Raw genomic sequence first — 26,985 nt, 5'->3', positions numbered from 1 at the left:
GAAAAATGATGAAATTTGTAGATGAAGCCAGGATTCTGGTTGTAGCGGGAGATGGTGGCAATGGTTGCGTCAGCTTCCGTCGTGAGAAATATATTCCAAAAGGTGGACCGGACGGCGGCGACGGTGGTGATGGCGGTGATGTCTACCTGCTGGCAGACGAAAACCTTAATACGCTGATTGATTACCGTTTTGAAAAATCCTTCCGCGCTGAACGTGGCCAGAATGGACAAAGCCGCGATTGTACGGGTAAACGTGGTCAGGACATTACGATTAAGGTTCCGGTCGGCACTCGTGTACGTGATGTTGCTACGGGCGAAGTGCTTGGGGATATGCTGCGCCATGAACAGCGTTTTATGGTAGCCAAAGGGGGTTTCCACGGCCTTGGCAATACCCGTTTTAAATCTTCGGTAAATCGTGCCCCACGTCAAAGAACGATGGGAACGCCCGGAGAAAGTCGTGAGCTGATGTTGGAACTGATGCTGTTGGCTGATGTGGGAATGCTGGGGATGCCAAATGCAGGCAAATCTACCTTTATTCGTGCTGTATCGGCCGCAAAACCGAAAGTCGCTGATTATCCATTTACAACCTTGGTGCCAAGCCTTGGCGTTGTGCGTATGGATAACGAGCAAAGTTTTGTCGTCGCCGATATCCCTGGGCTGATTGAAGGTGCATCAGAAGGCGCTGGATTGGGTATTCGTTTCTTGAAGCATTTGGAACGTTGCCGCGTATTGCTACATTTGATTGATCTCTTCCCGATCGATGAATCCGATCCGGTTGAAAACGCCCGTATCATCATCAAAGAGCTGCATAATTACAGTGAAAAACTGGCAGGAAAACCACGCTGGTTGGTTTTTAACAAAGTCGATCTTGCTGATCCAGAAGAAGCCAAGCAGCGGGCAAAAGCTATCGCTGATGAGCTGGGTTGGGAAGGCGATTATTACATGATTTCAGCCGTGAATCGTCAGGGAGTGAAAGAGCTTTGCTGGGACATTATGGAGTTCATGAAGGCGCAGCCTCGCAGTATGGAAGCGTCGGAAGAGTCCCAACCTGAAAAAGTTGAATTTATGTGGGATGACTACCATAAAGAGCAGTTACAGCAAGCATCTGACGACGAAGATTGGGATGATGACTGGGACGAAGAAGATGACGAAGGCGTTGAGTTTATTTATAAACGCTAATCTTCCGTAACCATTTGAATATAAAAAAAGGGCGCCAAATACAGCGCCCTTTTTTTGATCAAGTTCTTCTTACCAAAACTGAGCCAACTCAGTGACTTTGATATAACGATTTATATAAATTGTGTTCAAAACGCGATAATGGAACACGGCGGGTTCGTTGATCTTCTGGAGGAACAGAGTATGCAGAGACAAACTGGACAAAAGCAATTTGTTGTCCACTGGCGGCAGTCATAAACCCTGCAAGATTATAAACTCCTTGTAATGATCCCGTTTTGGCAAAGACTTTACCATCAAGCCCTGATTCATGCAGGCCAGGACGGTAGGCCAACGTGCCATCATATCCCGCTTTGGGCAACATGGAGATGAAGTCCAATTCATCATTGTGTTGAGCAATAAATTGCAATATTTCCATCATGGTTGTGGCAGCGATTAAATTGTGGCGTGAAAGGCCAGAACCATCCACCATGATAGTATTGCCTAAGTCAATACCCGCTTTCTGTTTCAGGATCTGGCGGACTGCGTCGGAACCTGCTCGCCATGTCCCTGGAATGTTGAAATAGCGGTGGCCGAGGGTACGAAAGAGGGTATCCGCAATCATGTTATCTGATTTTTTCAACATGATTTCGAGCATCTTATGTAGTGGTGCAGATTGATTTACAGCGAGGATCTTTTCTGGTTGCTTAGGCGTTGACTGGAGCCGGATATGGCCTTTTAACTCAATACCGGCAATTTTCAGTTCATTCTTGAGTATCTTACCGGCATAGCTGGACCCATTCTGGATAGCAAATGCCAATGGCAATGGTTCGTCACGTTGTGTCAGGCAACCTGTAAGGGTATATCGATTCAAATCACCCGATGTAACATCAAATTCACAATACTTCGCTTCTGGAGAACCCTTAGCCAAAGTTTTGACTTCACTCAGTACATTAACGGGATAAAAAGAGGGGACACGGACAGATGCCAGTTCGCCAGGTTGTTCTGAGCTGTAGAGTGAAACAGAAAAGCAGTTTTTATCCACGATGGCTGCTGATGGAGGGGCGCTGAAACATTGGGTCATATCGTTCCATATCCAGCCTGGGGCTTTATCATGGCTGGAGAAAATCGAAATATCTATAACGAGGTCTCCATCAATCTGTTTTATGCCAGATTGTTTTAAGGACTCCACCATGTTGCGCAGTTGTGAACGTGTTAGCATGGGATCACCAACAAAGCGAGCCGTTAGATTACCTTCTAATACGCCATCTGAAACATTAGCATCACTTTCCAGTGTTGTGATAAAACGGTAATCCTTACCAAGCTGTAGTAATGCTGCCAATGCTGTCACAATTTTTTGTGTACTGGCAGGTAAAGCCATTTGTTGCCCGTGATAATCAATTAAGGGATTTTTTGCGCCAACGGTTTGGGCAATAAATGAAAAATTAGTCCCTGTAGGCAAATATTGGGCGCTTTTCTCAATAGGAGAGATATCAGAAGAGGCGTTTGCGCTGAAAATGCTTAGGCTCAAACTGAGCATACAAGCTATTCTGCTGGTCATTTTTAAAAGAGCCATAGATCCCGCATATGAAGGTGATGTATTCCAGAAATATTTGTATTAATCATACTAAGGTACAATTGAAAGGAAAAGTAAACGATGATCCATCATCAACTCTACGTTAGAATGATAGATCGACAGGTAAGTATGCCTGTGGACTTCAGATTGTGCTGAATTACACTTCTTTTTTTAAGTATCTATAAGCCTGCCTGATAAGGTGTGCTCATTGTGCTGTTATTAAAAAATGCGCTGTTATTACAAAAAATCAGGAAGATGTTGTTTGGGCTTAGGATTAATTTAGAGGTTGAATAAATGAAACAAATTCCGATGACGGTACGTGGCGCGGATAAATTGCGCGAAGAATTAGAACATTTGAAAAATGTACGTCGGCCTCAAATTATTGCCGCAATTGCTGAGGCTCGTGAGCACGGTGATTTGAAAGAAAATGCGGAATATCATGCTGCTCGTGAGCAGCAAGGTTTCTGTGAAGGCCGTATTCAGGAAATTGAGGCTAAACTTTCCAATGCACAGGTGATTGATGTTAGAAAGATGACTAACAATGGCCGAGTGATTTTTGGAGCAACGGTAACGGTATTGAACTTGGATTCCGATGAAGAGCAGACCTACCGTATCGTCGGTGATGATGAAGCCAATATTAAAGAAAATCTTCTTTCAGTGAATTCGCCGATTGCCCGTGGTTTGATTGGTAAAGAAGTGGATGATGTTGCTGTAATTTCTACTCCTGGCGGCCAAGTGGAATTCGAAGTTTTGAACGTAGATTATATCTAATACACCATGAGCAAATAAAAAAGGCCAGATTTTGGCCTTTTTTATCAAGGTAAATATACCCATCGTCTTTCAAGATGCATTTTATATCTCCCCGCTACGCGAGGAGATATAAACAATTACATTGATTTGCAAGCCGCAACTTGAAATTCATTGGGTATAAATTAATATGGCACTTTTGTATAAATATGCCGTGATTATTTAGGTAGACTAATCTTGCGTTCTTCTGATGGACGGTAGAGAACTAACATTTTGCCAATGATCTGCACGTTATGTGCACCAGTTTCACGAACAATCGCTTCAGCGATCAAAGTTTTTATTTCGCGGTCTTCGCCTGCGACTTTGACTTTGATAAGCTCGTGATGCGAAAGAGTTTGTTCAATTTCAGCCAATACGCCTTCGGTCAGCCCATTGTTGCCGATCATAACGACAGGCTTTAATGAATGAGCGAGACTTTTCAGGTATTGGATTTGTTTCTTGTTAAGAGTCATCGTTTTTTTGCTTAGTTGGGATTGAAAACGATATATTCTACCGCCATCTCATATCTATCACCATAAAAGTATGGTGTGGTTTGATAAGAGAGCGCAAAAAATAAGGCGCCTATTAGTAGAGTTGGAAAAAACAATGGCCAATAAAAAACGCTCAGCAAGCTCAAGTCGCTGGTTACAGGAACATTTTAGTGATAAATATGTTCTCCAGGCACAGAAAAAGGGGCTTCGCTCTCGCGCTTGGTTTAAACTTGATGAGATACAGCAAAGCGACAAAATCTTTAAACCGGGCATGACCGTTGTTGATTTAGGCGCTGCTCCAGGTGGTTGGTCTCAGTACGTAGTGAGTCAAATTGGTAATAGTGGGCGAGTCATTGCTTGCGATCTTTTGCCGATGGATCCGATAGTTGGAGTCGATTTCCTGCAAGGAGATTTTCGTGATGAACTTGTATTGAAAACATTACTTGAGAGAGTTGGTGATAATAAAGTCCAGGTCGTCATGTCGGATATGGCTCCTAATATGAGTGGAACCCCCGCGGTCGATATTCCCCGATCCATGTATCTGGTTGAGTTAGCGTTGGATATGTGTCGTGATGTGCTGGCCCCTGGGGGTAGTTTTATTGTCAAAGTATTTCAGGGAGAGGGCTTTGATGAATACCTGAGGGAAATACGCTCCCTTTTTGCGAAGGTAAAAGTTCGTAAACCAGAATCTTCGCGGGCACGATCACGTGAAGTATACATTGTAGCGACAGGGCGGAAAGTGTAGTACCCTGACTACTATTTGTTAACACAGTTGTAATATGAGGTTAATCCCTTGAGTGACATGGCGAAAAACCTGATTCTCTGGTTAGTCATCGCAGTTGTCTTGATGTTATTGTTCCAGAGTTTTGGTCCCGGCGATTCCAGTGGTCGTAGGGTTGATTACTCTAATTTCATCAATGAGATATCGCAGAATCAAGTAAGCGAAGTACGTATTTCGGGTCGTGACATTGATTTCACTAAGAAAGACAACAGTGGAAAATACAGCACTTATATGCCAATTCAGGATGAAAAGTTGCTGGATACCCTACTCAATAAGCAGGTAAAAGTTGTTGGTGAACCACCAGAACAGCAAGGCCTGTTGGCGACCCTCTTTATTTCATGGTTCCCAATGTTACTGCTCATTGGCGTCTGGATCTTCTTTATGCGCCAAATGCAAGGCGGTGGCGGTAAAGGAGCGATGTCTTTTGGTAAAAGCAAAGCTCGGATGTTGACGGAAGATCAGATCAAAACCACGTTTGCCGACGTTGCGGGTTGTGATGAAGCAAAAGAAGAAGTAGGCGAATTGGTTGAATACCTGCGTGAACCAGGCCGTTTCCAAAAACTGGGTGGTAAGATCCCGAAAGGCATCCTGATGGTTGGTCCTCCAGGTACGGGTAAGACATTGTTAGCGAAAGCTATTGCTGGAGAAGCGAAAGTCCCTTTCTTCACTATCTCTGGTTCTGATTTTGTTGAAATGTTCGTTGGTGTTGGTGCTTCCCGTGTTCGTGATATGTTTGAACAGGCGAAAAAAGCTGCGCCATGTATTATCTTTATTGACGAAATCGATGCAGTAGGTCGTCAGCGTGGTGCTGGTCTGGGTGGTGGACATGATGAACGTGAACAGACACTGAACCAAATGTTGGTTGAGATGGATGGTTTTGAAGGTAACGAAGGCATTATTGTTATCGCAGCGACTAACCGTCCTGATGTTCTCGATCCAGCTTTGTTACGTCCTGGCCGTTTTGACCGTCAAGTCGTTGTTGGTCTGCCGGATGTTCGTGGCCGTGAGCAAATCCTGAAAGTTCATATGCGCCGCATTCCGCTGGATACTGATATTGATGCATCAGTCATTGCGCGGGGTACACCCGGTTTCTCTGGCGCAGATTTGGCAAACCTTGTGAATGAAGCTGCCTTGTTTGCCGCTCGTGGTAACAAGCGTGTTGTTTCTATGGTTGAGTTCGAAAAAGCCAAAGATAAGATCATGATGGGTGCAGAGCGTCGTTCAATGGTTATGACGGAGGAACAGAAAGAAGCCACGGCATACCATGAAGCAGGGCATGCTATTATTGGTCGCTTAGTTCCAGAACACGATCCTGTGCATAAAGTGACGATTATTCCGCGTGGCCGTGCGTTGGGTGTGACGTTCTTCTTACCTGAAGGCGATCAAATCAGTGCAAGCCGCCAGAAGTTGGAAAGCCAAATTTCAACCCTATACGGTGGCCGATTAGCGGAAGAAATTATCTATGGTGTAGATAATGTTTCTACTGGTGCGTCCAACGATATTAAAGTGGCGACCTCTATTGCGCGTAACATGGTGACACAGTGGGGCTTTTCAGAAAAACTGGGGCCATTGCTGTATGCGGAAGAAGAGGGTGAAGTTTTCCTCGGCCGATCGGTTGCTAAGGCAAAACATATGTCTGAAGATACCGCACGTTTAATCGATCAGGAAGTGAAGGCTATCATCGATCGTAACTATTTACGTGCTCGTCAGATTCTGACGGATAATCTGGACATTCTTCATTCAATGAAAGATGCACTGATGAAGTATGAAACTATTGATGCTCCACAGATTGATGATCTGATGAATCGTACAACAGTACGTCCACCAGCAGGCTGGGAAGGTGATAAAAATGGCGGTAATAGCAATCGTCATAACACGCCATCTCCGCAGCAAACTTCAAAGCCTGCGGATGGTAATCCAACCGCATAACGTGGCTAACAATCTTGTATTAAACCCCAGGCTTGTCCTGGGGTTTTGACATTAAGGCACTTAGCGATGAAACTCACAGCCAGAGGCAGCGTCCTCGATCTTTCCTGCCCACAAGTGATGGGAATTTTAAACGTTACCCCTGATTCCTTCTCTGACGGTGGAACCCATAATACTTTTAATGCAGCATTAGAGCATGCCGCCAGGATGATCAAAGAAGGGGCAACTATTATTGATGTGGGAGGAGAATCGACTCGTCCCGGAGCAAATGAGGTAAGTGAGCAGGAAGAATTGGATCGTGTTATTCCAGTGATTGAGACGCTGGTACAACGATTTGATACCTGGATTTCTGTTGACACTTCAAAAGCTGTTGTTATGCGAGAATCAGCCAAGGCGGGAGCGCATATTATCAATGACGTCCGTGCATTGCAAGAACCTGGAGCACTTGATGCGGCAGCCCAAAGTGGCTTGCCGATTTGTCTGATGCATATGCAGGGGCAACCTCGCACAATGCAAACAGAACCTCACTATGAAGATGTTATTTCGGAAGTAAAAACCTTCCTGATACAACAAATTGAACGCTGTGCTGCGGCGGGTATCGCAAAAAACAACCTGATCCTTGATCCTGGCTTCGGTTTCGGTAAGAACTTATCGCATAATTACCAGTTATTGGCTCACTTGCAAGAATTCCATCATTTGGGATTACCTATTCTGGCAGGGATGTCACGTAAATCCATGATTGGCCAACTACTTGATGTACCACCACAGGAGCGTGTGACAGGAAGTGTTGCCTGTGCTGTGATTGCAGCGATGAAAGGTGCCCAGATTATCCGTGTGCACGATGTAAAAGAAACCGTTCAGGCAATGCAAGTCGTTCACGCAACACTGTCTGCCAATAATACCTGTACGACATACGGTATCTGAAAAGAATTCATGTTCATAGAATACAGAGTTTGTAGAATACAGAGTTTGTAGAATACAGAGTTTGTAGAATACAGAGTTTGTAAAGAACATGGTGTCAGCAAAAAACGCTGAGAGCAAAAGATTCGTTCAGCAAAGGAAAAAGAAATTTATGAGTAACCGTAAATATTTTGGTACTGACGGTATCCGTGGCAGAGTGGGAAATACTCCAATTACTCCTGATTTTGTATTAAAACTTGGTTGGGCCGCGGGAAAAGTGCTGGCGCGTCATGGTTCTCGAAAAATCATCATTGGTAAAGATACCCGAATCTCAGGTTATATGCTGGAATCTGCCCTCGAAGCTGGATTGGCGGCTGCGGGATTATCGGCATCTTTTACCGGTCCAATGCCCACTCCTGCGGTGGCATATCTGACACGTACTTTTCGTGCAGAAGCTGGCATTGTTATTTCTGCTTCCCACAACCCTTACTATGATAACGGCATTAAATTTTTCTCCATTGACGGGACTAAATTACCGGATGATGTTGAAGAAGCGATTGAAGCAGAAATGGAAAAACCTCTAACTTGTGTGGAATCTGCTGAGTTAGGGCGAGCGAGTCGGATCGTTGATGCTGCGGGTCGTTACATTGAGTTTTGTAAAGGGACATTCCCCAGTGAACAAAGTTTAAGTGGGTTGAAAGTTGTTTTGGATTGCGCCAATGGTGCGACCTACCATATTGCCCCGAATGTGCTCAGAGAGCTGGGAGCGGAGGTGATTACCATTGGTTGTGAACCTAATGGCATCAACATCAATGAAGAATGTGGTGCAACAGATGTTCGTTTATTGCAACAGCGCGTATTGGAAGAACAGGCGCACGTTGGGCTGGCATTTGATGGCGATGGTGACCGTATCATCATGGTTGATCATCTGGGGCAAAAAGTTGATGGCGATCAGATCCTTTATATCATTGCACGTGAAGCTTTGAGACAAGGTCAGCTACGTGGTGGTGCAGTGGGTACGTTGATGAGCAATATGGGGCTAGAGTTGGCATTGAAACAGCTTGGTATTCCATTTGAACGTGCGAAAGTTGGCGACCGCTATGTGCTGGAGAAATTGCAGGAAAAAGGCTGGCGTCTGGGTGCAGAAAATTCAGGCCATGTGATTTTGCTAGACAAAACCACAACAGGAGATGGCATTGTGGCTGGGTTGCAAGTCTTGAGTGCAATGGTACGCAATAATATGAGCCTGCATGATCTGTGCAGTGGCATGAAACTTCTGCCACAAATTTTGGTTAACGTTCGCTTTGCAGGTAATGCCGATCCTCTGCAATCAGAATCAGTGCTTGAAACCGTAAAATCAGTTGAGACTGAATTAAATGGCCGTGGTCGTGTTCTGCTGCGTAAATCAGGTACAGAACCATTGATTCGTGTCATGGTGGAAGGTGAAGATGAAGAGCAAGTCACGGCATTGGCGCATCGTATTGCTGATGCTGTGAAAAAAATCGGTTGATTTGTTGATTTTTTACTCGAACAGCGCCAGGATTTAAAATTAATCTTGCGTGTCTGATACGCTTTGGTTAGTATTCACACCCGCTCAATAAGTTAATTTTTCTAATTTTGTGAGCGGGTGATGCAACATAAGGTCGCTATGAAATTGTGGTAAACACCACGAGGAAACGGGTACAACATATGTATGAAGCTCTTTTAGGTATATTCTTGCTGGTTGGTATCGGGCTAATCGCTCTGGTTCTGCTACAGCAGGGTAAAGGTGCTGATATGGGTGCTTCTTTCGGCGCGGGTGCATCTAACACGCTATTTGGTTCATCGGGTTCCGGTAATTTTATGACCCGCATGACGGCAGTTTTTGCTACGTTGTTCATTGTTATCAGCCTGATTCTCGGTAACATGACCAGTAACAAAACGGGTTCTGGCAGCAAATGGGATAACCTTGCCGATCCTGTGAAAGTTGAAAAACAGGCAGAAGTTCCGGTAACGCCAGCAAAACCAAATAGTGATATCCCACAGTAACATTCAGTAACAGAATTGAAATAGGGTTGTTGGTTTTAACGATGTGTTTAGATAACCATTAAAATAACAAACCTATAAAATCAGTGCCGAGGTGGTGAAATTGGTATACACGCTACCTTGAGGTGGTAGTGCCTAAACAACGGGCGTACGGGTTCAAGTCCCGTCCTCGGCACCATTAATCTAGAAACTTGCGTTTTTAGTATTATCAGCGTAAGATTTGCCACGTTTTCGAACGCGGGATGGAGCAGCATGGTAGCTCGTCGGGCTCATAACCCGAAGGTCGTCGGTTCAAATCCGGCTCCCGCAACCACTTCTTAACAACCTGTATCTTTTCAACAGAAATAATTCAGCAGCCATTGAAATATCGATCCCTGATTTGACAGGTTGCTTTGGAAGGTATAGAAAAGAAGTAGGTTGAGACCGCTGGCAGTAAATAGGGTCCAGTTGCATAAAGCCCCGGGTGTCGGGGTTTTTTGTTATTTGACAGCAGAATTACTGGGCTAATATAGCCCTTTTTTTATGTCTTGGGGGTGGGCTTGTCCACATTAGAGCAAAAATTAACAGAGATAATTTCAGCACCAGTTGAAGCTTTGGGTTTTGAATTAGTTGGCCTGGAGTTTATTCGCGCTCGTGTATCAACGCTGCGGGTCTATATCGATAGTGAGGAGGGTATCACTGTTGATAATTGTGCTGATGTTAGCCACCAGGTCAGTGCAGTGCTTGATGTTGAAGATCCGATTCCAGGGCTTTATAACCTGGAAATATCTTCACCAGGGCTTGAACGTCCACTGTTTAAGGCTGAACATTACCAGCGCTTTATTGGTGAAGATGTCAGTTTGGTTTTACGCATGGCAATGCAGAACCGTCGCAAATGGCAAGGTATCATCAAGTCAGTTGATGGTGAAATGATTACGGTTACGGTGGATGGAAAAGACGAAGTGTTCGCACTGAGCAACATCCAGAAAGCGAACCTGGTACCCCACTTTTAAAGTTCGGATGAGGCAACTAGGATGAATAAAGAAATTCTGGCTGTTGTGGAAGCGGTTTCTAATGAAAAATCACTCCCTCGCGAAAAAATCTTCGAAGCATTAGAGATTGCACTGGCGACAGCCACCAAGAAAAAGTATGAGCAGGAAATCGACGTCCGCGTTTGTATCGATCGTAAATCAGGTGATTTTGATACCTTCCGTCGCTGGTTAGTTGTTGACGAAGTGACTCAGCCAACGCGCGAAATTACGCTGGAAGCGGCAAAATTTGACAACCCAGAGATTGAACTGGGTGGTTATATTGAAGATCAAATTGAATCAGTGACCTTTGACCGCATTACGACTCAAACGGCAAAACAGGTTATCGTACAGAAAGTACGTGAAGCTGAGCGTGCGATGGTTGTTGATCAATTCCGTGAGCAGCAAGGTGAAATCGTGACCGGTCAGGTCAAAAAAGTGAACCGCGAAAATATTACCTTGGATTTAGGTAATAATGCTGAAGCGGTCATTTTACGTGAAGATATGTTGCCACGGGAAAACTTCCGCCCAGGTGACCGCGTGCGTGGTGTTCTGTATGATGTTCGTCCTGAAGCGCGTGGGGCACAGCTTTTCATTACTCGTTCTCGTCCTGAGATGTTGGTTGAGTTGTTCCGCATCGAAGTGCCTGAGATCGGTGAAGAGATCATTGAGATCAAAGCGGCTGCTCGTGATCCGGGTTCCCGTGCAAAGATCGCAGTGAAAACCAACGACAAGCGTATTGATCCTGTTGGCGCCTGTGTTGGTATGCGTGGTGCGAGGGTACAAGCCGTTTCCAGTGAACTGGGCGGTGAAAGAATTGACATTGTGTTGTGGGACGATAACCCTGCGCAGTTTGTCATTAATGCAATGGCTCCGGCAGATGTTGCATCTATTGTGGTTGACGAAGACAGCTGTACTATGGATGTTGCCGTAGAAAACAGTAATCTTGCTCAGGCGATTGGACGTAATGGTCAGAACGTTCGTCTGGCGGCGCAACTGTTGAAAAAACATCGTGGTGATGACAAATGGGAACTCAATGTCATGACTGCGGAAGAGCTACAAGCAAAACATCAGGCAGAAGCACATGCTTCTATTGATACATTTACTAAGCATCTCGACATTGATGAAGATTTCGCCACTGTATTAGTCGAGGAAGGTTTCTCTACACTAGAAGAACTGGTTTATGTGCCAATCAATGAACTTCTGGCAGTAGAGGGCCTTGATGAAGAAACCGTTGAAGTTCTTCGTGAACGTGCTAAAGCGGCCTTGACGACGCTGGAACTGGCTCAGAAAGAGAGTCTTGGTGATCAGCAACCTGCCGAAGATTTATTGAATCTGCCTGGCATGGAGCGTACTTTGGCGTTTAACCTGGCTGCCCGTGGCATCTGTACTCTGGAAGATCTTGCCGAGCAGGGTATCGACGACTTATCTGATATCGAAGGACTGAATGATGAGAAAGCAGGAGAACTCATTATGGCGGCCCGAAATATCTGTTGGTTTGGCGATGATGCATAAATAAACTGTAGCAGGAAGGAACAGAATGACAGAGGTAACCGTAAAAATACTGGCAGAAGAGATCCAGACATCGGTGGAACGTCTAATCCAGCAATTTGCTGATGCTGGCATTCAGAAAACCGCAACTGACTCTGTTTCCCAGAAAGAAAAAGAAGCTTTGCTGGCCCACCTGAACCGCGAACAAGGCGGTTCTGGCGGTCAGCCAGGTAAATTGACACTACAGCGTAAAACGCGCAGTACACTGAACGTTCCTGGCACCGGTGGCAAAAGTAAATCGGTAGCGATTGAAGTCCGCAAAAAACGCACATATGTAAACCGCGATGCCATTGAACAGGCTAAAGCGGAAGAGCAGGCAAAGCGTGAGGCGGAAGAGCAGGCTCGGCGCGAGGCAGAAGAGAAGGCGCGGCTTGAAGCTGAAGCGAAAAAACTCGCGGAAGAGCAAGCTAAACGTGAAGCTGAAGAAAAGGCAAAACGTGAAGCGGAAGAGAGCGCTCGACGTGAAGCAGAAGAAAAAGCCAAACGTGAAGAGGCTAAACTGTCTCAGCGTGAGGCGGCGGAAAAAGAAAAAGTGACTAAGCAACATACCGAAAACAATCAAAAATCAGTTCAGAATCATTCTGCCGCGCTAAATGAAAAAGCGCGTCGTGAGGCTGAAGCTGCAACTTTAAAACGTAAAGCTGAAGAAGAAATGCGCCGTAAGGTGGAAGAGGAAGCGAAACGTGTTGCAGAAGAAGCGCGTCGAATGGCAGAGGAGAACCAAGACAAATGGTCTTATGACTCTGATAACAGTGACAATAGTGACTACCACATAACCACTTCCCGCTATGCCCGTGATGCGGAAGATGAAAATGACGCCAAAGTAGAAGGCGATCGTCGTTCCCGCTCCCGCGGCGGTAAATCCCGCCAGAAGAAGAATAATAAACATTCTGAATCGAAAGCTGATCGCGAAGAAGCTCGTGCTGTGGGTCGTACCAAAGGTAAGCAACGTAAGCCTAGTGCTTTACAACAGAGCTTCACGAAACCTGTTGCTGCGGTTAACCGCGACGTTGTGATTGGTGAGACAATTACTGTTGCCGAACTGGCTAACAAAATGGCCGTTAAAGGTGCTCAGGTCATTAAGACCATGATGAACATGGGCGCAATGGTCACCATCAACCAAGTGATCGACCAAGAAACCGCGCAACTGGTTGCCGAAGAAATGGGGCACAAAGTTATCCTGCGTCGTGAAAACGAACTGGAAGAAGCGCTGATGAGCGATCGTGATACGGGTGAAACACAGGCGGAACCTCGTGCGCCAGTTGTGACCATCATGGGGCACGTTGACCACGGTAAAACTTCTCTGCTGGACTATATCCGTTCCACTAAAGTGGCGTCTGGCGAGGCGGGTGGTATTACCCAGCACATTGGTGCGTATCATGTGAAAACTGAAAAAGGCATGATCACTTTCCTGGATACCCCAGGCCATGCTGCGTTTACCTCCATGCGTGCACGTGGTGCAAAAGCAACAGATATCGTTGTTCTGGTTGTCGCAGCGGATGATGGTGTGATGCCACAGACCGTAGAAGCTATCCAGCATGCTAAAGCGGCCAACGTACCTGTTGTTGTTGCTGTGAACAAGATCGATAAACCAGAAGCTGATCCGGATCGCGTGAAGAATGAATTGTCGCAATACGGCATCATTTCAGAAGAGTGGGGCGGTGAAAACCAGTTCATCAATGTATCTGCTAAAGCTGGTATTGGTATCGATGAGTTGTTGGAAGCCATTTTGCTTCAATCTGAAGTGCTTGAACTGAAAGCGGTACGCACTGGTATGGCGAATGGTGTGGTCATTGAATCCTTCCTGGATAAAGGCCGCGGCCCAGTTGCAACCATTCTGGTTCAATCCGGTACGCTGAACAAAGGCGATATCGTTCTGTGTGGCTTCGAATATGGCCGTATCCGTGCGATGCGTAACGAACTTGGCCGTGAAGTGACCTCGGCTGGCCCATCTATCCCAGTGGAAATTTTGGGGCTGTCCAATGTGCCATCTGCGGGTGATGAAGCAACTGTTGTTCGTGATGAGAAAAAAGCGCGTGAAGTGGCCTTGTATCGTCAGGGTAAATTCCGCGAAGTGAAATTGGCTCGTCAGCATAAAGCTAAGTTGGAAAATATCTTCGCTAACTTAGAAGAAGGCAAGGTATCTGAACTGAACATTGTTCTGAAAACGGATGTTCAAGGTACATGTGAAGCAATCAGTGATTCACTGCTGAAATTGTCTACTGATGAAGTTAAAGTGAAAATCATCGGTTCTGGTGTGGGTGGTATCACTGAAACTGATGCGACACTGGCAGCGGCATCTGAAGCAATTATTCTGGGCTTTAACGTTCGTGCTGATGCTTCTGCACGCCGTATCATTGAAAACGAAAACCTGGATCTACGTTACTATTCCGTTATCTATAACCTGATTGATGAGATCAAACAGGCGATGAGCGGTATGCTGGCACCAGAATACAAACAGCAGATCATGGGTCTTGCCGAAGTTCGTGATGTATTTAAGTCACCGAAATTTGGTGCGATTGCGGGTTGTATGGTGACAGAAGGTTCCATCAAGCGTAATAATCCGATCCGCGTACTGCGTGATAACGTTGTTATTTACGAAGGTGAGTTGGAATCCTTGCGTCGCTTTAAGGATGACGTTAACGAAGTCCGTAATGGTATGGAATGTGGTATCGGTGTGAAGAACTACAATGATGTTCGCGTTGGTGACATGATTGAAGTCTTTGAAGTGATTGAAGTTAAACGCTCCATCGATTAATACCGTTATTTATCAATAGATTCATTCCATTCTTGGGGGGCTTCATGCCCCCCAAAATGTCAGGAGATATAACAATGGCAAGAGAATTTAGTCGTACTCAGCGCGTTGCACAGGAAATGCAAAAAGAAATTGCCATCATTTTACAGCGTGAAATCAAAGATCCCCGTATTGGAATGGCGACAGTCTCTGGTGTTGAGGTTTCTCGCGATCTGGCTTATGCCAAAGTATTTGTTACCTTTCTGAATGTGCTGGTGGATGGGCATGATTCAGAGATGGTTAAAGAGGGTATCAAGGCATTGAACGAAGCCTCTGGTTTTATTCGTTCCCTGCTGGGTAAAGCGATGCGCCTGCGTATCATTCCTGAACTGACATTCTCTTATGACAGTTCTTTGGTGGAAGGGATGCGGATGTCGAATTTGGTTAGTAACGTCGTTAAAAACGATGAGAAGCGTCGCGCATTTGCGGATCACAATGAGGAAAAATGATGGGGCGCCGTCGTAGAGGCCGTGCTATACACGGTGTACTGTTGCTGGATAAGCCGCAGGATATTTCCTCCAATGATGCGTTACAGAAAGTCAGACGTATTTTCAATGCCAGTAAGGCGGGCCATACTGGTGCGTTGGATCCATTAGCGACAGGCATGTTGCCGATTTGTCTGGGGGAAGCGACTAAGTTTTCCCAATTCTTGCTGGATTCTGACAAACGCTATCGTGTGATTGCCCGTTTAGGGCAGCGCACGGATACGTCGGATTCACATGGAACAATCATCAGTGAGCGTGACGTAAAAATCACCGAATCTCAGCTTAATGCTGCATTGGAGCAATTCCGTGGTGATACCATGCAGGTTCCTTCCATGTACTCTGCATTGAAACATCAAGGAAAACCGCTATACGAATATGCCCGTCAGGGAATTGAAGTGGAGCGGGAAGCGCGTCCTATCACTGTTTATGAATTGCAATTCATTCGCTGGGAAGGGAATGAATTGGAATTGGAAATACACTGTTCCAAGGGAACTTACATTCGTACCATCATTGATGATTTAGGGGAGCTTTTGGGCTGTGGCGCGCATGTCATTTATCTGCGTCGCTTGCAGGTTGCCAACTATCCCAATCAAAGAATGGTAACGTTGGAACAGTTATATGAGTTAAAACAACAGGCTGAAGATCAAGAAATTGAGGCGTGGGAATTGCTTGATCCATTATTGTTACCTATGGATACCGCCGTGGTTCATTTTCCTGTCATTCACTTAACATCTGTCGTTGCGTCGTATTTCAAACAAGGCCAGCCAGTTCGCAGCAAACATAATTTGGCTTCAGATGAATGGGTGAGGGTGACCGAAGGAGATGAAAATAAATTCATCGGCATTGCCATGATCGATGATGATGGACTCGTGGCTCCACGCCGTCTGGTTGTTGAAACGGAATAATGATAGCAATAGACAAGGAATTACAGCAGGTAAATTGAATTGGGGCGCAGAATGACGGTGATTGTGCTGTCTTGCGCTTCATCTATTTGCAGCGTAGAATACCGCGTCTGTACATGAGTGGCTGAATTAGAGATCGGCACTCGTCATTTTAAATTACTTATTTGGAGTTATACTATGTCTCTAAGTACTGCTGCAAAAGCGCAAATTATTGCTGAATTTGGCCGTGGCGCTAACGACAGTGGTTCCAGCGAAGTTCAGATCGCATTGCTGACTGCTGACATCAACCACCTGCAAGGCCACTTTGCAGAGCACAAAAAAGATCACCACAGCCGTCGTGGTCTGCTGAGAAAGGTTGCACAGCGTCGTAAGCAGCTGGACTACCTGAAGCGTAAAGATGTTGCACGCTATACTGCTCTGATTGAGCGTCTGGGACTGCGTCGCTAATTGATGAGTTTCAGTGGAAAGGGGCCTAATCGGGCCCCTTTTCTTCTAGGAAACGGAATTGATAGGTAACAGAAAATTTAATCCACTGTTTTTGCACCGTTTCTAAAATTTGAACCTCTTCCGCTACAGTGACTCGCGCGGCTAATGAGAGTCCTCAAAACAGTGAGCACTGTCATTAGTCGTGAGGGTGTAGCAAGAAGAGAAAATCCATTGTTGCCAGTTTCTTAAATTGGCAACACTAACAAAGGAAAATTATTTTGCTTAATCCGATTGTTCGTAAATTCCAGTATGGTCAGCACACTGTGACCATCGAAACTGGCATGATGGCTCGTCAGGCGACAGCCGCTGTTATGGTAAATATGGATGACACAGCGGTATTTGTCACCGTTGTCGGTCAAAAGAAAGTCAAAGCAGGTCAGGATTTCTTCCCTCTGACCGTTAACTATCAGGAGCGTACTTACGCTGCTGGCCGTATTCCGGGAAGTTTTTTCCGTCGCGAAGGCCGTCCGGGGGAAGGTGAAACATTAGTTGCCCGTCTTATCGACCGCCCTCTACGCCCTCTGTTTCCAGAAGGTTTCCTGAATGAAGTTCAAATCATCGCGACCGTCGTTTCTGTTAACCCACAAGTCAACCCTGATATCGTTGCCATGATCGGCTCTTCTGCTGCGCTGGCATTATCTGGTATCCCATTCAATGGCCCAATTGGTGCTGCACGCGTGGGTTACATTAACGATCAGTACGTACTGAACCCAACCAGTGATGAACTGAAACACAGCCGTTTGGATCTGGTTGTTGCAGGTACAAACAACGCGGTGCTGATGGTTGAGTCCGAAGCGGAACTGCTGACTGAAGAGCAAATGTTGGGTGCGGTTGTGTTTGGTCACGAGCAGCAACAGATTGTGATTGATAACATCAATGCACTGGCTGCTGAAGCAGGTAAAGAGAAATGGGACTGGGCGCCAGAGCCTGTTAATCAACCTCTGCACGATCGTATTGCAGAATTGGCTGAAAGTCGTCTGGGTGATGCTTATCGCATTACTGAGAAGCAGGAACGTTACGCTCAGGTTGATAATATCAAAGAAGAAGTCACTGCGGTTATCCTGGCAGAATTTGCAGAAAAAGGCGTTGAACTGGAAGAAACTGAGGTGCTTGAAGTTCTCGCTACTCTGGAGAAAAATGTTGTTCGTAGCCGTGTTCTGCGTGGTGAACCGCGTATTGATGGCCGTGAAAAAGACATGGTTCGTGCTCTTGACGTTCGCACAGGTGTACTGCCACGTACTCATGGTTCATCCCTGTTTACCCGTGGTGAAACTCAGGCACTGGTAACAGCAACATTAGGCACAGAGCGTGATGCTCAAGTTATCGATGAGCTGATGGGTGAGCGTACCGATCGCTTCCTGTTCCACTATAACTTCCCTCCGTACTCTGTTGGTGAAACGGGTATGGTCGGTTCACCAAAACGTCGTGAAATTGGTCACGGTCGTCTGGCGAAACGTGGTGTATTGGCTGTGATGCCAGGCATCAACGAATTCCCATATACTGTTCGTGTGGTATCTGAAATTACTGAATCCAACGGTTCTTCCTCTATGGCTTCTGTCTGTGGTGCATCACTGGCGTTGATGGATGCCGGTGTACCGATTAAGGCAGCCGTTGCGGGTATCGCGATGGGGCTGGTGAAAGAAGGCGAAAACTTTGTTGTTCTGTCTGACATTTTGGGTGACGAAGATCACCTGGGTGACATGGACTTTAAAGTTGCGGGTAGCCGTGATGGTATCAGCGCATTGCAAATGGACATCAAAATCGAGGGTATCACCCGTGAAATCATGCAAATTGCGCTGAATCAGGCTAAAGGTGCTCGCTTGCATATTCTGAGTGTGATGGAGCAGGCAATTCATAGCCCACGCAATGATATTTCTGAATTTGCACCACGTATCCACACTATCAAGATCAATCCAGACAAGATCAAAGATGTGATTGGTAAAGGCGGTTCTGTGATCCGCGCATTGACGGAAGAAACCGGGACAACCATTGAAATTGAAGACGATGGCACAGTGAAGATTGCAGCGACTGACGGTGACAAAGCACGTCATGCTATCAGACGTATCGAAGAAATCACTGCGGAAGTTGAAGTGGGTCGTATTTATGCTGGTAAAGTAACTCGCATTGTTGATTTTGGTGCATTTGTTGCTATCGGTGGTGGTAAAGAAGGGCTGGTACACATTTCTCAGATCGCTGAAAAACGTGTCGAGAAAGTCACTGATTATCTGCAAATTGGGCAAGAAGTTCCGGTGAAAGTGCTGGAAATTGACCGTCAGGGACGTATCCGCCTGAGCATGAAAGAAGCTGTGATTACCACTGATGTGGAACTGCAATCACCGGAATCATCAGTAGAATAAATTTGACGTAAAGAGCGGCGTCCTGTAAAAAGGGCGCCGTTTATCTCAGTAAATTTTGAATTATTGTTCTTAGTAATAATAGTTCGAAAGATGAGAGGGAGTTAATTTTGGGTAGGAAGCCTGAAATATACAATGTGGGTGGAGTAATAGGGCATTTTGATTGATGTCTGGCTTCGGGAGTGGGAAATGAATTCTTTTCTGCGCTGGTGTTATGTTGCGGCTATTTTTCTCCTTGTGGGATGTAGCGGCACTGGGTGGCGTAAAAATGAAGTTATTGCTATTCCATTACAACCGACATTGCAACAAGAGGTTATTCTGGCTCGTATGGAGCAAATACTTGCGAGTCGGTCACTGACGGAAGATGAATATGCACAGCTTTTATATGAACGAGGTGTGCTGTATGATAGCCTCGGGCTGAGGGCATTGGCACAGAATGATTTTTCAGTGGCTTTGTCTATCCGCCCTGATATTCCTGAAATTTTTAATTATTTAGGAATTTATTTTACGCAGGCAGGCAATTTTGATTCTGCCTATGAAGCGTTTGATTCTGTTTTAGAGCTTGATCCAACTTACAACTACGCGCGAATGAATCGCGGCATATCACTGTATTACGGTGGCCGCTATCGATTGGCGCAGGATGATCTGCAGGCGTTTTATCAAGACGATCCAAATGATCCCTTCCGTTCGTTGTGGTTGTACCTTGTGGAAGACAAACTTGATCCTAAGGCTGCAATGACTAATTTGTCGCACCATTTTGACAAAGCGAATCGAGGGAGATGGGGCTGGAATATTGTTGAATTCTATTTAGGCAAAATCAGTGAAAAGACATTGATGGAACGCTTAAAGCAGGGTTCAACAGATAACACTTCGCTCGCTGAGCATCTCAGTGAAACTGACTTCTATTTAGGTAAACATTACCTAAGTCTGGGGGATGAGGATAGCGCTACTGCGTTATTCAAGCTGACGGTGGCTAACAATGTGCATAACTTTGTTGAGCACCGCTATGCATTGTTGGAATTGGCATTATTGGGCCAAAAACAAGATGACTTATCGGAATCGAACCAACAATAGCTGACGAACATTTTCACGACAGATTTTAAAGTCCACATCTCTGGAGATGAGGGCTTGTTTGTTCGTTTAATAACATAATTTGAGCCAGTTCACATTTTAAATGAAAATGACAGAAATTCTTTTCACTGTGTTATGTAGACTGGCCGCCATGATCAATGAGGCACCATTACATGACCACTGAGACTGAAATCTCTTTTGCTGATTTAGGTTTATCGGCACCTATCCTTTCTGCGTTGGGAGACTTGGGCTATGAGAAGCCTTCTCCTATTCAACAACAATGTATTCCTCACCTGCTGAGTGGCCGTGATGTGCTGGGTATGGCACAGACGGGCAGTGGTAAGACAGCTGCTTTCAGCTTGCCTTTATTGAATAACATTGACGCTGAACTTAAAGCGCCACAAATTCTTGTGTTAGCGCCAACCCGTGAACTGGCGGTGCAGGTTGCTGAAGCGTGTTCAGATTTTTCCAAACATATGCGCAATGTGAATGTTGTTGCACTTTACGGTGGACAGCGTTATGACGTTCAGTTACGTGCTTTGCGTCAGGGGCCACAAGTTGTGGTGGGTACACCAGGACGTTTGCTTGACCATCTGAAGCGTGGCACATTGGATCTGTCCAACCTGAAAGGTTTGGTATTAGATGAAGCTGACGAAATGTTGCGTATGGGCTTTATCGAAGATGTTGAAAACATCATGAGCCAGATCCCTGCTGAACATCAAACCGCGCTGTTCTCTGCGACAATGCCAGAAGCGATCCGTCGTATCACCCGTCGTTTCATGAATGATCCACAGGAAGTTCGCATTCAGAGCAGTGTGACAAACCGTCCTGACATTAGCCAGAGCTACTGGTCTGTTTACGGAATGCGCAAAAATGAAGCGTTGGTGCGTTTCCTGGAAGCAGAAGATTTTGATGCTGCGATTATTTTCGTGCGTACCAAGAATGCAACGTTGGAAGTTGCAGAAACGCTGGAGCGTAACGGCTACAACTCCGCGGCACTGAATGGTGACATGAACCAGGCTCTGCGTGAACAGACACTTGAGCGCCTGAAAGATGGCCGTTTGGACATTCTGATTGCGACTGATGTTGCTGCTCGTGGTTTGGATGTTGATCGTATTAGCCTGGTGGTTAACTACGACATTCCAATGGATGCTGAATCTTATGTACACCGTATCGGTCGTACTGGTCGTGCGGGTCGTGCGGGTCGTGCGCTGTTGTTTGTTGAAAACCGCGAACGTCGTTTGCTGCGTAACGTTGAACGTACCATGAAACTGACCATCCCAGAGGTTGAACTGCCAAACGCAGAGCTTCTGAGCCAGCGTCGTCTGGAGAAATTTGCGGCTAATGTTCAGAATCAACTGGAAAGCAGCGATCTGGATCAATACCGCGCCTTGCTGTCTAAGCTGGGTACTGGCGATGAGCTGGATATGGAAACATTGGCAGCAGCCCTGCTGAAAATGGCACAAGGTGAGCGCCCACTTATTCTGCCACCTGATCCAGTGCGTCGTCCTCGCCGTGAATTCAACGAGCGTGATGATCGTCGTCGCAATGGCAATAGCAATGGCTTTGGTGAGCGTGACAGAGGTGATCGTCCTCGTCGTGAGCGTCGTGACGTGGGTGATATGGAACTGTATCGCATTGAAGTTGGCCGTGATGATGGTGTTGAAGTTCGCCATATTGTGGGCGCAATTGCAAATGAAGGTGATATCAGCAGCCGTTATATCGGTAATATCAAACTGTTTGCTACCCACTCTACGATTGAGTTGCCAAAAGGTATGCCAGGGGAGTTGCTGTCTCACTTCACCCGTACTCGTATTCTGAACAAGCCAATGAATATGCAGTTGATGGGAGACGCGCAACCCTTTGAGCGCCGTGAGCGTCGCGGTGGCCGCAATGGTAATGGCGGTAATGGTGGCAATGGTCCACGTCGTGACCGTGATGGTTTCGGTAATAACGGTGGTCGTCGTTTTAACAACGAACGTCGTGGTGGTGGTGAGCGTGGTTCTTTCCGCGGTCGCGGCAACGATGAAGCACCACGTCGCCGTCAAAGCAGTGGTAATGTATAAGCACTAATCATTCATTGAATGGCTTGATTCATCGTTGCGCTAAAAATATCGCAATGGTCAATTAAATAAAGCCCTTTCTCTTAACAGAGAAAGGGCTTTTTCTATTTATTTTTTTGATTTTATTAAATATTATTTCTTGGCAATACGTTTGCTTAATTCAGCGTTAGCCTCTGCATCTGAAAGTAAGCGCTCACCTTGATGAATAACGCTTTTTCTTAACTTACCTTTGAAACCAACGTGTGCCACTTCCTGCAAAATTCGCTCTTCCACAGGACACAATCCTCCTTCACTTTGATCTAGTGGATGAATCAGTACGCGGTGTTTACACTCAAAAAGCTGCTTAATTCCTTGCAGGAAGCCATGTTGATTGAGCAGAGTATTTAATTGAAACATCGCGTTATAAAAGTCACCGATCAGCAAACGTGGGGTACTGAAATGTCCCACAATCTCCAGTTCTAGCTGATTTTTGAGGTTCTTCAGGATCATTCGGTTGGTTTTAATTTTGAGATAAAAATCTGCCAAGCGCATTTCCTTATGTTTATTTTTTGTAGGGTTAAGAAATTATTATGCCTTAAGCGGTGAGCAATTTAACCCCAATTCTTCTTTAAGCGATTTCAAATAGCGGCGATTCACTGGATACACTCATTATTTCTAACTGACTATTATGAATACCTATTTTGGCCAAAAATACTTTCCCATAATTGAGTCATGCTGGTGAAGTGTGGGTTTCTAGTGTCCGCAGGGGCAACCCACTTTTTTGGGCAGAGAGCAGATTGGCAATTCCGTCTCCTAATTATCTTTGCATTTTGTGATTAATAAACGATAAGAATTTAAGACGTTATTATCAAAGGTGGAATTTAACACCGTAAAGAGGCGTTAACAGGGTAATGTATTGATAGGAATGGGAAAGAATTATCCGCCCCTTTGGGGCGGATGCTTTAACCAAGCAATGCAACTAACTGACAAGTAACATTATTCTTCACAGATGACGTAATCATAGATTTTATCATTGATAACATGTTCAAATCCTTCGTCTATATTCACGGCGTAATGTTCATTTCTTCCTTTTTCGTCTTTTCCTACTGTGGCAGAACGGTAGGATCGATGTTCGGGCCAACCCAGTAGATCGTGCATTTCATTGTTTGGATGGGCACGGTACAGAGCCATCAAATCATCTTTTGTTGGTAACTTGCTATGCGTTTTCTCACAATACCATGTGGCTCCTCCTTCGCGACGTCGCGGCCATGTTTCATTACTTTCGGAATAAGTGTTATTTGCATATAAATGATTAGCCGTTAGCTCTGCTTGCAACCGAGGGCGCTTAAAAACAACGCCATTTTCAGCCACTACGGTATCAGGCATATGCCCCCAAAAATTAGCTACGGGAACGTCTGGGCTAGTCACTACCGTGAAAATAACATCTTTAGTTTGTGGGGCAGCAGTACCGTCTGCCGAGATAGACAACGTCGTCTTCACGCCAGATCCGTTCGGATCGGCGACGGCAATAGACAAGACACCTTGAGAATCTGTGAACCCCTGGTATACACCTGATTTACCGCTCAGTAAAGCTGTGATTTTCTGACTGGTATTCTGGCGATTCAGTGCTTTAATGGCGTTAACTCTGACGGCTACATTTCTGGCTGGCTGTTCGTGATTTAGCGTTTTGATTGTCAGTATGATCGGTTCTTGTTTTTTAACCTTATCAGCACTGACCGTGATCACCATGTCATCGGCTAGCCCTCTGACAGTGCCGCCTTTTCCGCCATCATGAGTGTGGTTCCCTTGATCGGCACTCATGCTGGTATCAACCCGCTGTGTATTACCGATCAGATTCATCGCATTTTTTGCCTGGACGGCAATCTCTTTCACCTTACCGGCATCTGACAGTGTTAATGTATAGTCAGGGATTTTGCCCGATTCTGTTACTGTATGGCCTTTAGTCAGGTCAATATCGCCCTTATTGCCCCATACATAGATCGATTTATCCGTTAGATCACCGTGATTAGGATTAAAGGTATAGGTTGCCCTTAATTTCTGGCCCATTTCTAACTTGCCAACGATGGTTAAGTTTTTGACGATGGGGGCATCAGGATGTACGAACGTGATTTCGACAGGCTTGATGGTAATACCCTCCACTTCCGGGGTGATTTTCAATACCCCAATCTTTTTGCCAGCGGTGAGCTGGGATTCATAGACACCCGGCTGGACTTCTTTCATGTGATCGATCTTCGGATCGCTGCCACTTCCACTTAACCCAGTTGAAACCAATTTGATGTCTGAGGCAACGCCAACGATAGGTTTGTCATCCTTATCTTTCAGGGTTAATGTCAGAAGGGTGGTGGAATGATCATCAGCCAACAGCTCTTTGTCTTTTGCTGAGAAGGTGGATTTATTCGCATTAATTGCCGCAGGAAGCACTTGCACTTTCATTTCGGCTCGTTTGGAGGCATTACCGTGCTCATCGTAAGCAATGGCTCCCACCGCGTAGGTATTGTTGTCCTGGGTTTGATATTTTGGCAAGGTCAACAGATAGTGGGTTCCACCTTGATGTTGGATCTTACCGCCATTGGCAAAAAAGTCTGCTGCATCCCACTCAATATCTTTAAACCCATATTTGCTGTTGACACTGATATGGAGAGGTTTGGTATCTCTTGCATAGCCTATAATCAGGTTATCTATTGCCAGAGAAATCACTTCTCGTTTGCGGTATTCCAAAACGATCTGGTTGTTGCGGTCGACTAAATCATAGCGGCTACCTTGCAGAGAACGCCTAAACATTACGGCATCTGGATCAATCTGTTTGACCCACGGTGTACCAATTTCATAATTCAGTTCGATATTGAACTGGGTTTCCCCATCACCAGACATATCTTGTTTGCGGTCAATACCGAAAGTCAACAATGGGATAGGTGTATAATTAACCCCGAAAGTGAAGGCAGCAGGATCTTTCTTACGGTGATCTTTACTGATAAGACCGACCTCATCCCCGAAGTATTGCTCATACATCAACTTGCCACCGAATTGTGGTAACGAAGGCAAATAACCTTGCACTCTCAGGTCGAAGCCATTGGCAGGGCGTTCATCATAATCAGTTAAAAGGCGGGATTCTTTCCAATTACTTAAGCGAATATAGCCGTTAGCCGCCAATTTCAGGTAATTGCGGGCGTATTCTGCGCCAAGGCCGAGTCGGCTATTATCGCCGGTGATATCGTGGTCAAAGAAAGCATTGTAGCCCAGCATCCAGTCATCGAAAAAATGGCGTTGTCCAAAGCCAATATTGGCGGTATTGCGTTTATCAATATGACGTAGGCCGAACTGGGTAAAAAACATCTGACGATAGGTATCATACAACGGCAATAACATATCAAATTGGCTGTCACTCAAATGGCCATGATTATCCATATTGAGTTGTACACGCGTTGTGCCGTAGCGCCCCAGCCAATTTTGAATTTTCTGATTGGCTTCTCCCACTGCCAGACTGCTTAATTGACTTGCGGCATTATTTTTAATGTCACCACTGGCCAGCAACTGGCCAATGCGAGAGGAAATCTCAGCCAGGTGGTTAGAATCTTTGGCTGTGTTGTCTGTAATAGACGTCTTATCTTCTGTAGCGGTTTTGTCTAATGAAGAGGGCTTTAATGAAGATTGTTTTAATAAAGGCTGTTTTGATGAAGATATTTTTAATGAGGAATAATTAAAAGGCAGAAATTTATTGTTACGAGGTTTTGGAACATCAATCTCACTACCCACTCCGAGTGTGGTAAAAGGCTTCTCAAAGGTACGCAATTGATTGATTTTTTTTAAATCGGAGACAGTTAAACCATAACGTTTGGCGATGCTCTTGACTGTTTCCCCTGATTTCAGGACATAACTCTCTGTTGGTAAAACCCATTTTTCATTTTGAAAAGTTGAGGGTGTTTTGGCCGCAACGATCACGGGGGTGAATGCGCCAGCAATTGGGAACGCGAGTTGAGCCATAATGTTCACCCATGCTACACGTTGCACCACACTTTGCTGTTTATGTAACAACTGCGGCTGATCAGATTTTTTGTTCATATCTATAGACCTGTAACAATAAAAAATACCATGCGATAGCCAACAGTAAACCTATCCATTTCAGGATATTATTTTCTGTTTACTGCCTGCCATAAATCGTTTAATCAGGATAAAAATGCCATATCAGTGCACAATAAAGGGATGACAACAAGGCATTACCTGATTTTGGATATTACAAAATAGTTAAAAAATTTTACTTATTGGTTAACAATCAGATTATTGATCTGCTATTTTGTTTTTGTGTGGTTTTTTATTCCAGCATAAAATCATTTTTTGATCAATATAACTTTCGTTATCGATACATTCTGAATTAGGTTGATATTAAAACTCTGTTTTATTTAAATAATTAAGTAAAAATAAATAGTTATCATTTTGTTTTGCATTATATTGATGCTTTTTCAGATTTAGAATAAAGGAAGAATTAAGCATAAGGGAACATGATGGATCGCTATTTATTTTTTCATAGGATCAACTTAATAGTTCATTATTAAAATGAATCTTTTTTGAGAGTGTTTGAAACGGCAAAATAACAGTTATTTTTTACTTTATTAATATATGAGAATTTATAGCAGTAATT

General features: G+C 45.1%; 20 protein-coding genes and 2 tRNA genes. 18 read left to right on the top strand and 4 right to left on the bottom strand.

The window, feature by feature from the left end:
• The first annotated feature begins 8 nt into the window (after positions 1-8).
• Entirely contained in the window at positions 9-1,178 is a 1,170-nt protein-coding gene (gene cgtA / locus WDV74_RS15005; RefSeq protein ID WP_189758670.1) for an Obg family GTPase CgtA, read from the top strand.
• Between the two features lie 88 nt (positions 1,179-1,266).
• Here cgtA and dacB read toward each other — a convergent pair whose 3' ends face one another.
• Positions 1,267-2,727, bottom strand: a complete 1,461-nt coding sequence (dacB, locus tag WDV74_RS15000) for a serine-type D-Ala-D-Ala carboxypeptidase (protein ID WP_338883608.1) — start codon at positions 2,725-2,727, stop codon at positions 1,267-1,269.
• 294 nt (positions 2,728-3,021) lie between these two features.
• Between dacB and greA the strand changes: the two genes are divergently transcribed.
• Entirely contained in the window at positions 3,022-3,498 is a 477-nt protein-coding gene (gene greA / locus WDV74_RS14995) for a transcription elongation factor GreA (RefSeq protein ID WP_338883607.1), read from the top strand.
• Positions 3,499-3,692: 194 nt separating this feature from the next.
• Here the strand turns inward: greA and yhbY are convergent, their stop codons facing one another.
• A complete protein-coding gene (yhbY, locus tag WDV74_RS14990; RefSeq protein WP_047766250.1) occupies positions 3,693-3,986 on the bottom strand; it encodes a ribosome assembly RNA-binding protein YhbY in 294 nt (97 codons plus the stop codon).
• Positions 3,987-4,119: 133 nt separating this feature from the next.
• On the opposite strand from yhbY, the gene rlmE reads away from it, so the two are divergent.
• From rlmE to WDV74_RS14910, 16 genes are all read left to right on the top strand, one after another.
• Positions 4,120-4,749 carry a 23S rRNA (uridine(2552)-2'-O)-methyltransferase RlmE gene (gene rlmE / locus WDV74_RS14985; protein ID WP_074019936.1) on the top strand — a complete coding sequence of 210 codons (630 nt, stop codon included), beginning with the start codon at positions 4,120-4,122 and terminating at the stop codon, positions 4,747-4,749.
• Positions 4,750-4,797: 48 nt separating this feature from the next.
• Complete coding sequence (ftsH, locus tag WDV74_RS14980) at positions 4,798-6,714, top strand: ATP-dependent zinc metalloprotease FtsH (protein WP_338883606.1); 1,917 nt, start codon at positions 4,798-4,800, stop codon at positions 6,712-6,714.
• A gap of 66 nt (positions 6,715-6,780) precedes the next feature.
• Positions 6,781-7,635, top strand: a complete 855-nt coding sequence (folP, locus tag WDV74_RS14975) for a dihydropteroate synthase (protein ID WP_338883605.1) — start codon at positions 6,781-6,783, stop codon at positions 7,633-7,635.
• A 148-nt stretch (positions 7,636-7,783) separates the two neighbouring features.
• The gene (glmM, locus tag WDV74_RS14970) at positions 7,784-9,121 is read left to right on the top strand and encodes a phosphoglucosamine mutase (RefSeq protein WP_338883604.1); all 1,338 of its coding nucleotides are present in this window, start codon (positions 7,784-7,786) and stop codon (positions 9,119-9,121) included.
• 179 nt (positions 9,122-9,300) lie between these two features.
• Complete coding sequence (secG, locus tag WDV74_RS14965) at positions 9,301-9,639, top strand: preprotein translocase subunit SecG (RefSeq protein WP_273559214.1); 339 nt, start codon at positions 9,301-9,303, stop codon at positions 9,637-9,639.
• A gap of 85 nt (positions 9,640-9,724) precedes the next feature.
• Positions 9,725-9,814, top strand: a tRNA-Leu gene (locus WDV74_RS14960).
• Between the two features lie 58 nt (positions 9,815-9,872).
• Positions 9,873-9,949, top strand: a tRNA-Met gene (locus tag WDV74_RS14955).
• Between the two features lie 226 nt (positions 9,950-10,175).
• Entirely contained in the window at positions 10,176-10,628 is a 453-nt protein-coding gene (gene rimP, locus WDV74_RS14950; RefSeq protein WP_189758678.1) for a ribosome maturation factor RimP, read from the top strand.
• Between the two features lie 21 nt (positions 10,629-10,649).
• A complete protein-coding gene (nusA, locus tag WDV74_RS14945) occupies positions 10,650-12,158 on the top strand; it encodes a transcription termination factor NusA (RefSeq protein WP_338883603.1) in 1,509 nt (502 codons plus the stop codon).
• A 25-nt stretch (positions 12,159-12,183) separates the two neighbouring features.
• Positions 12,184-14,952, top strand: a complete 2,769-nt coding sequence (infB, locus tag WDV74_RS14940) for a translation initiation factor IF-2 (protein WP_273559211.1) — start codon at positions 12,184-12,186, stop codon at positions 14,950-14,952.
• Positions 14,953-15,026: 74 nt separating this feature from the next.
• Positions 15,027-15,437 carry a 30S ribosome-binding factor RbfA gene (rbfA, locus tag WDV74_RS14935; protein WP_338883602.1) on the top strand — a complete coding sequence of 137 codons (411 nt, stop codon included), beginning with the start codon at positions 15,027-15,029 and terminating at the stop codon, positions 15,435-15,437.
• A complete protein-coding gene (gene truB, locus WDV74_RS14930; protein WP_189758692.1) occupies positions 15,437-16,378 on the top strand; it encodes a tRNA pseudouridine(55) synthase TruB in 942 nt (313 codons plus the stop codon). The genes rbfA and truB overlap by 1 nt, the downstream gene beginning before the upstream one ends.
• 174 nt (positions 16,379-16,552) lie before the next feature.
• A complete protein-coding gene (gene rpsO, locus WDV74_RS14925) occupies positions 16,553-16,822 on the top strand; it encodes a 30S ribosomal protein S15 (protein WP_189758682.1) in 270 nt (89 codons plus the stop codon).
• Positions 16,823-17,079: 257 nt separating this feature from the next.
• Entirely contained in the window at positions 17,080-19,218 is a 2,139-nt protein-coding gene (gene pnp, locus WDV74_RS14920) for a polyribonucleotide nucleotidyltransferase (RefSeq protein WP_338883601.1), read from the top strand.
• A 186-nt stretch (positions 19,219-19,404) separates the two neighbouring features.
• Positions 19,405-20,289, top strand: a complete 885-nt coding sequence (gene nlpI / locus WDV74_RS14915) for a lipoprotein NlpI (RefSeq protein ID WP_338883600.1) — start codon at positions 19,405-19,407, stop codon at positions 20,287-20,289.
• Positions 20,290-20,459: 170 nt separating this feature from the next.
• A complete protein-coding gene (locus WDV74_RS14910; RefSeq protein ID WP_338883599.1) occupies positions 20,460-22,352 on the top strand; it encodes a DEAD/DEAH family ATP-dependent RNA helicase in 1,893 nt (630 codons plus the stop codon).
• Positions 22,353-22,481: 129 nt separating this feature from the next.
• Here WDV74_RS14910 and WDV74_RS14905 read toward each other — a convergent pair whose 3' ends face one another.
• A complete protein-coding gene (locus WDV74_RS14905) occupies positions 22,482-22,874 on the bottom strand; it encodes a hypothetical protein (RefSeq protein WP_338883598.1) in 393 nt (130 codons plus the stop codon).
• 450 nt (positions 22,875-23,324) lie between these two features.
• Positions 23,325-26,408, bottom strand: coding sequence for an inverse autotransporter beta domain-containing protein (locus WDV74_RS14900; RefSeq protein ID WP_338883597.1), 3,084 nt, complete (start codon positions 26,406-26,408; stop codon positions 23,325-23,327).
• Between the last annotated feature and the right edge of the window lie 577 nt (positions 26,409-26,985).

Source organism: Xenorhabdus sp. TH1 (assembly GCF_037260955.1).
Taxonomy (GTDB): Bacteria; Pseudomonadota; Gammaproteobacteria; order Enterobacterales; family Enterobacteriaceae; genus Xenorhabdus; species Xenorhabdus griffiniae.
Note: the sequence above shows the minus strand (reverse complement) of the source record. Positions and strands in the feature narration are given on the sequence as shown.

What these genes read in the sequence shown, in the direction of transcription:
- greA (WP_338883607.1), top strand. Translation starts at nt 3,022, where the DNA reads ATGAAACAAATTCCGATGACGGTACGTGGCGCGGATAAATTGCGCGAA.
- cgtA (WP_189758670.1), top strand. Translation starts at nt 9, where the DNA reads ATGAAATTTGTAGATGAAGCCAGGATTCTGGTTGTAGCGGGAGATGGT.
- WDV74_RS14910 (WP_338883599.1), top strand. Translation starts at nt 20,460, where the DNA reads ATGACCACTGAGACTGAAATCTCTTTTGCTGATTTAGGTTTATCGGCA.
- rlmE (WP_074019936.1), top strand. Translation starts at nt 4,120, where the DNA reads ATGGCCAATAAAAAACGCTCAGCAAGCTCAAGTCGCTGGTTACAGGAA.
- WDV74_RS14900 (WP_338883597.1), bottom strand. Translation starts at nt 26,408, where the DNA reads ATGAACAAAAAATCTGATCAGCCGCAGTTGTTACATAAACAGCAAAGT.
- nlpI (WP_338883600.1), top strand. Translation starts at nt 19,405, where the DNA reads ATGAATTCTTTTCTGCGCTGGTGTTATGTTGCGGCTATTTTTCTCCTT.
- nusA (WP_338883603.1), top strand. Translation starts at nt 10,650, where the DNA reads ATGAATAAAGAAATTCTGGCTGTTGTGGAAGCGGTTTCTAATGAAAAA.
- rbfA (WP_338883602.1), top strand. Translation starts at nt 15,027, where the DNA reads ATGGCAAGAGAATTTAGTCGTACTCAGCGCGTTGCACAGGAAATGCAA.
- infB (WP_273559211.1), top strand. Translation starts at nt 12,184, where the DNA reads ATGACAGAGGTAACCGTAAAAATACTGGCAGAAGAGATCCAGACATCG.
- glmM (WP_338883604.1), top strand. Translation starts at nt 7,784, where the DNA reads ATGAGTAACCGTAAATATTTTGGTACTGACGGTATCCGTGGCAGAGTG.
- secG (WP_273559214.1), top strand. Translation starts at nt 9,301, where the DNA reads ATGTATGAAGCTCTTTTAGGTATATTCTTGCTGGTTGGTATCGGGCTA.
- truB (WP_189758692.1), top strand. Translation starts at nt 15,437, where the DNA reads ATGGGGCGCCGTCGTAGAGGCCGTGCTATACACGGTGTACTGTTGCTG.
- dacB (WP_338883608.1), bottom strand. Translation starts at nt 2,727, where the DNA reads ATGGCTCTTTTAAAAATGACCAGCAGAATAGCTTGTATGCTCAGTTTG.
- folP (WP_338883605.1), top strand. Translation starts at nt 6,781, where the DNA reads ATGAAACTCACAGCCAGAGGCAGCGTCCTCGATCTTTCCTGCCCACAA.
- yhbY (WP_047766250.1), bottom strand. Translation starts at nt 3,986, where the DNA reads ATGACTCTTAACAAGAAACAAATCCAATACCTGAAAAGTCTCGCTCAT.
- rpsO (WP_189758682.1), top strand. Translation starts at nt 16,553, where the DNA reads ATGTCTCTAAGTACTGCTGCAAAAGCGCAAATTATTGCTGAATTTGGC.